At 44.0% G+C, this 4,315-nt stretch carries 8 protein-coding genes; all 8 read left to right on the top strand.

Features of this window, described 5'->3' with window-relative positions; translation table 11 throughout:
- On the top strand, positions 1-792 hold a 792-nt coding region (locus J7R10_RS07740; protein ID WP_208436415.1), incomplete at its 5' end, for a tail fiber protein.
- A 10-nt stretch (positions 793-802) separates the two neighbouring features.
- Positions 803-1,054 carry a hypothetical protein gene (locus J7R10_RS07735; RefSeq protein WP_004865465.1) on the top strand — a complete coding sequence of 84 codons (252 nt, stop codon included), beginning with the start codon at positions 803-805 and terminating at the stop codon, positions 1,052-1,054.
- Positions 1,055-1,067: 13 nt separating this feature from the next.
- A complete protein-coding gene (locus tag J7R10_RS07730; RefSeq protein WP_208436414.1) occupies positions 1,068-2,891 on the top strand; it encodes a hypothetical protein in 1,824 nt (607 codons plus the stop codon).
- On the top strand, positions 2,836-3,060 hold the full coding sequence (locus J7R10_RS07725; RefSeq protein WP_208436413.1) for a hypothetical protein: 225 nt from the start codon (positions 2,836-2,838) through the stop codon (positions 3,058-3,060). The genes J7R10_RS07730 and J7R10_RS07725 overlap by 56 nt, the downstream gene beginning before the upstream one ends.
- A 14-nt stretch (positions 3,061-3,074) precedes the next feature.
- The gene (locus tag J7R10_RS07720; RefSeq protein WP_208436412.1) at positions 3,075-3,740 is read left to right on the top strand and encodes a lysozyme; all 666 of its coding nucleotides are present in this window, start codon (positions 3,075-3,077) and stop codon (positions 3,738-3,740) included.
- The gene (locus J7R10_RS07715; RefSeq protein WP_010704917.1) at positions 3,737-3,964 is read left to right on the top strand and encodes a hypothetical protein; all 228 of its coding nucleotides are present in this window, start codon (positions 3,737-3,739) and stop codon (positions 3,962-3,964) included. The genes J7R10_RS07720 and J7R10_RS07715 overlap by 4 nt, the downstream gene beginning before the upstream one ends.
- On the top strand, positions 3,897-4,103 hold the full coding sequence (locus J7R10_RS10025; RefSeq protein ID WP_026501287.1) for a hypothetical protein: 207 nt from the start codon (positions 3,897-3,899) through the stop codon (positions 4,101-4,103). Before J7R10_RS07715 ends, J7R10_RS10025 begins: the two co-directional genes overlap by 68 nt.
- Positions 4,096-4,314, top strand: coding sequence for a hypothetical protein (locus J7R10_RS07710; protein ID WP_010704918.1), 219 nt, complete (start codon positions 4,096-4,098; stop codon positions 4,312-4,314). Before J7R10_RS10025 ends, J7R10_RS07710 begins: the two co-directional genes overlap by 8 nt.
- The last annotated feature ends 1 nt before the right edge of the window (position 4,315 follow it).

Raw genomic sequence — 4,315 nt, 5'->3', positions numbered from 1 at the left:
GAACAAACAACATCAATCACGTTGACGACGGTTTCGCCGATAGCAAAATACAAAAATGATATCATTATCCGCTTTAAGGCGCGTGGTATGAATATTGGCACGACAACAATAAACATAAATAATATAGGAGCAAAGCCACTCTACAAATCCACCAGCACGGGGATAGTATCATTGACAGGCGGTGAGTTACAAACAGGGGGCATTTATGAAATCGTCTATAATGATGGCGCATCAACAAAAGATCTTAATGGCTGGTATCTGTTAAATCCTACTCCCATTCCACCACCAAAGGTAGAAACTTTTCCTGCAGGATTTATAGCGACCTTTGCTATGCGAGAAGTACCAAGCGGTTGGGTTTTATGTGATGGTGCTACTTATGAACGCAAAGATTATCCGCAATTGTTTAAAGCAATAGGTGATCAATGGGGAAAAGACAGCGATACAACTTTTAAAGTTCCTGACTTTAGAGGAATGTTTTTGCGCGGCTTTGATGATGGGCGTGGCTTAGACAGAAGTAGAAAATTTGCTGTACTACAGCAAGATAGCATTAAAGCACATACACATGTTGCCACCATTGAAGAAGCAGGACAGCATACACACGAGTTTCAGTATAATGGAGTGGGATGGAGTGCCAATGATATTGGTAGAAGAAACCCTTCTTATCACTATAGCGTCATGGCAGGGACGACAAAACCGGCTGGTGTGCACACGCATAAGGTAACCATTTCTTCAACAGGCGAAGCAGAAACGCGTCCTGTGAATGCAACAGTTGTTTATGCTATAAAGACATAAGGTTTTCGGAATGATCAATAATCCGTCTGCTATTGATGATATTGCGGACGCGGAGCAAATCCGCGTCCTTTTTTATGCAAGCAATAGAATGGTTCATGCGCCATTGAATAAGATTATTGATCTTATCAAAAACGATGTGCAGCGTGATCTTTTAAGCGCTTTGGCAGAGTATAAAGAAGCAACAGATAAACGCATAGAGACCATGCAAAAGCTTATTGATGAATTGCAGTCTCTGTCTCAATCCCAAAAACAAACTTATTAAGGAATGAAACGCAATGCCGATCCCCTATCACACGCACAGGTTTGAATTGCCTCCAGCAACAAAAGAAGAAGTCAAAGAAGGTATTTTAGACGATAAAGCTCTTGCCCCTATTTCTGTTGGTAGTGCAGCAGCTTATCAGGTAGAATATTTTGCGACCGCTGCTCAAGGGAAAAAGGCTGATGATGCTGTTGCAAAGAGAGATATTGGAGCCCTTGCTTACAAAGATAAGGTCACAATTCACGATATTGAAGCAAGTGGTGAAGCCCGTGAGAATGCGATTTTATCAGGTGCTGGCTGGGTAAAAATATCACCTTTAGGAATTGGTGATATGAAGGCAGCTACATATGATCCCGACAATGTGAGGTCAAATGCATTTTCTATGGAAAATATGCATGAGGGGCCTTCCAAAAAGATTTTGACCACAGAGGAAAGGTTAAAACTACAGTGGTTGAGTGCTGACAGACCAACAATGGAAAAGTGGCGTACGGGAAATGAAGTGGTTCATTATCCTATCTCTCCTGTAGAGCTGAAAAATACCATCAATTATTTTGCCTTATCAAAATCAATCTATGATCCAAACAAAATAGCAAAAGATGCTTTTGATATGGAGAATATGAGAGAAGGGGAAAAGCATCTTATTTTTACATGTGAAGAACGTGCACAGGTTGCAAAAATTGATGAAATTGAAGATGAGGCACAACATGCAAAGGAAACTGCACAACAGGGGCTTGAGACAGCAAGAGAGGCAAAAGACGTTGCAGGTGTTGCATTAAGTACCGCGAAAGATGCACAAGCTCACGTTGTAGATGCGAAAACGATTGCTGAAACTGCACAAACGACGGCGAATAAAGCGCAAGATACAGCGCAGAGTGTACAGAAACGAGTTGATCTCATTCAACCTCTTGCAAAACAAGACTGGATTGATGGCACAAAAACAATAGACGCACTTATCTCACCTGTCGATTTGCTTGCTTCGATCAAAGCCAATAGCTCAAAGAGCAATAGCAGTGTGAGTAGCAAACCTGTCGAAATTCTCATAACAGAAAGTGGAGACATTCCTTGGCCCGAAGGAATTACCGATGATACTGAACTTGAAATATGGGCTTGGGGTGGTGGCAATGCAGGGGACAAAATTTATGATGGCAACGGTGGTGCTGGCGGTTGTTGTACGTATTTAAGAACAAAGAAAAAATTTCTTGGAAATAGTTCAGTGCGTATTGGAAAAGGTGGAGTTGCTAATGGCCATAGCAGTGGTGATTCCACAGAAGTTGGTCGTTTTATTACGGCTTTAGGTGGAGGAGGGAAATCTTCCCAAGGTGGTATTGACGGTGTTCAAGGTCCTGACGATACCGGATTAAGTTATGACAGAGGAGGCGGTATTGGCTGTATCGGCGGTAAAGGCGGTAAGGGGGGGCGCGGTGGCATTGGTAGAGATGGTGCTAAAGGGGGGAACGGTGGAGACAATTTTTTATCCAATGGCGGTCGTGGTGGTGATGGTGGCTATGGCGGAACCGGTAGTGATAGTCTAGATGGTGGACATGGTGGCATTGGTGGTCGTGGTGGAAGCAGTATTTATGGCTGCGGCGGTTCTGGTGGAAAAGGTGGTGATGGAGGTAAAGGGGGACATGATTCCTCTGGTAACTGGAGTAGCCGTGGTGGTTGGGGTGTCTCTGGTGGTGATGGTGGCAACAGTGTTTATGGAGGTGGCGGAGGTGGTGGTTCTGGTGGAAGAGGTAATGATGGTAAGAATGGCAGAGAAGCTAATGGTATTGGGGGACGCGGTGGAAACAGTATTTATGGCGGCGGCGGCGGTGGGTGGAAGAGGTGGCCACGATAGTGGAGTCGGTGGAGGCGAGGGGGGACATAGTATGTGGGGTGGCAAAGGTGGCAAAGGGAGTTACGGTGGACATGGCGGCGGTGGTGGATATTTTCCTGGTAAAGATGCAACAGTCTCATCAAGCGGCGATGGCGGTGACGGGGCAGTACTGATAAAGATATATTTATAGGATGGAATAAAGCAATGGCACGGAAAATAAGTGAAGACTGTTTATACTGTTTAAAAAAGTGGGAAGGTTTGCGCTTGCAGGCTTATCAAGATGTCTCTGGTGTGTGGACGATTGGTTATGGACATACCGGGAAAACTGGTCAACCAGCGGTTGTTGAGGGCATGGTGATTACAGAAAAAAAAGCTGAAACCATGCTTTTAGCAGATTTGCGGCAATATGAGAGGGCGGTAGAAAAAGCGGTTTGTGTGAAGTTAAGCGACGAGCAGTTTGGCGCTCTTGTTTCTTTTTGTTATAATGTAGGTGTGACAGCTTTCGAAAACTCCACACTGCTTAAAAGGCTTAATCGGGGTGATTATGAAGCTGTACCAACTGAATTGCAGAAATGGACAAAAGCGGGTGGAAAACGTTTACGAGGTCTTGTACATCGACGTGCAGCAGAAGCAGGGCTATGGGCAAAAGGGGCTTATGTTTCCTCCAACTATCAAACAGTCGAAACACAAGCACCAACGGGATTTTTTAAAGTAGAAGCCCTTGCACCGATTATTGGTTCTTTCTCAGGGCTTGGCGGTTTTTTTGCAGGCAATGGTCCCATCCAATGGGCTTTGGCAACCATTATGATTTTAGCAGCCTGTACGGGACTTTTCTTTGTTGCTAAACGCTTTCAGGAACATCGCCTATGATCTTATGGATGAAAAGAAATCTGATGCTAACTGGTGCGGCTTTAGCCGCTTTTTTTATTGCCTTAGCAAGAGCCTTTACCCTTGGAAAGAAGGTTGAACAGCAAAAGCAAACAGAAAATGCGCTAAAGGCAGCAACAGCACGGCTTGAGGTAGAAAATGAAATTAATCAGAAAAGTGATGCTGATGTGCGCGCTGCTCTCTCTGACTGGTTGCGCGACAAATAAAGTCGTTTCTTCTTGTGTTGGGTGGTTGCCTATTTATTTAAACCGGCAAGATTTAAATGCCATCAGTTCAAACCTAGCAAGAGAGATCTTAAAGCATAACAAGCAGGGTGAGTGCTTGTGTGGGTGGAAACATGGTTAGGAAAAACACTAAAAAAACCACCGAACTCACAGAAGCAGAAAAAGAGATGCTTCAAGAAATGATCATCACCTACCAAAGTGTAAAAATGATGTCTCGCTTGATGAAGTGGATAGCTTTTTTTCTCTTTTTGTTGATCCTCGATTTTGCCCGCCTCATGGATGCGATAGACAATGTTTTTGCACATTTAAAACAATGGTTCTCAAAGAATTAGA

The sequence above is a fragment of the Bartonella vinsonii subsp. berkhoffii ATCC 51672 genome (assembly GCF_902825225.1).
GTDB lineage: Bacteria > Pseudomonadota > Alphaproteobacteria > Rhizobiales > Rhizobiaceae > Bartonella > Bartonella berkhoffii.
Note: the sequence above shows the minus strand (reverse complement) of the source record. Positions and strands in the feature narration are given on the sequence as shown.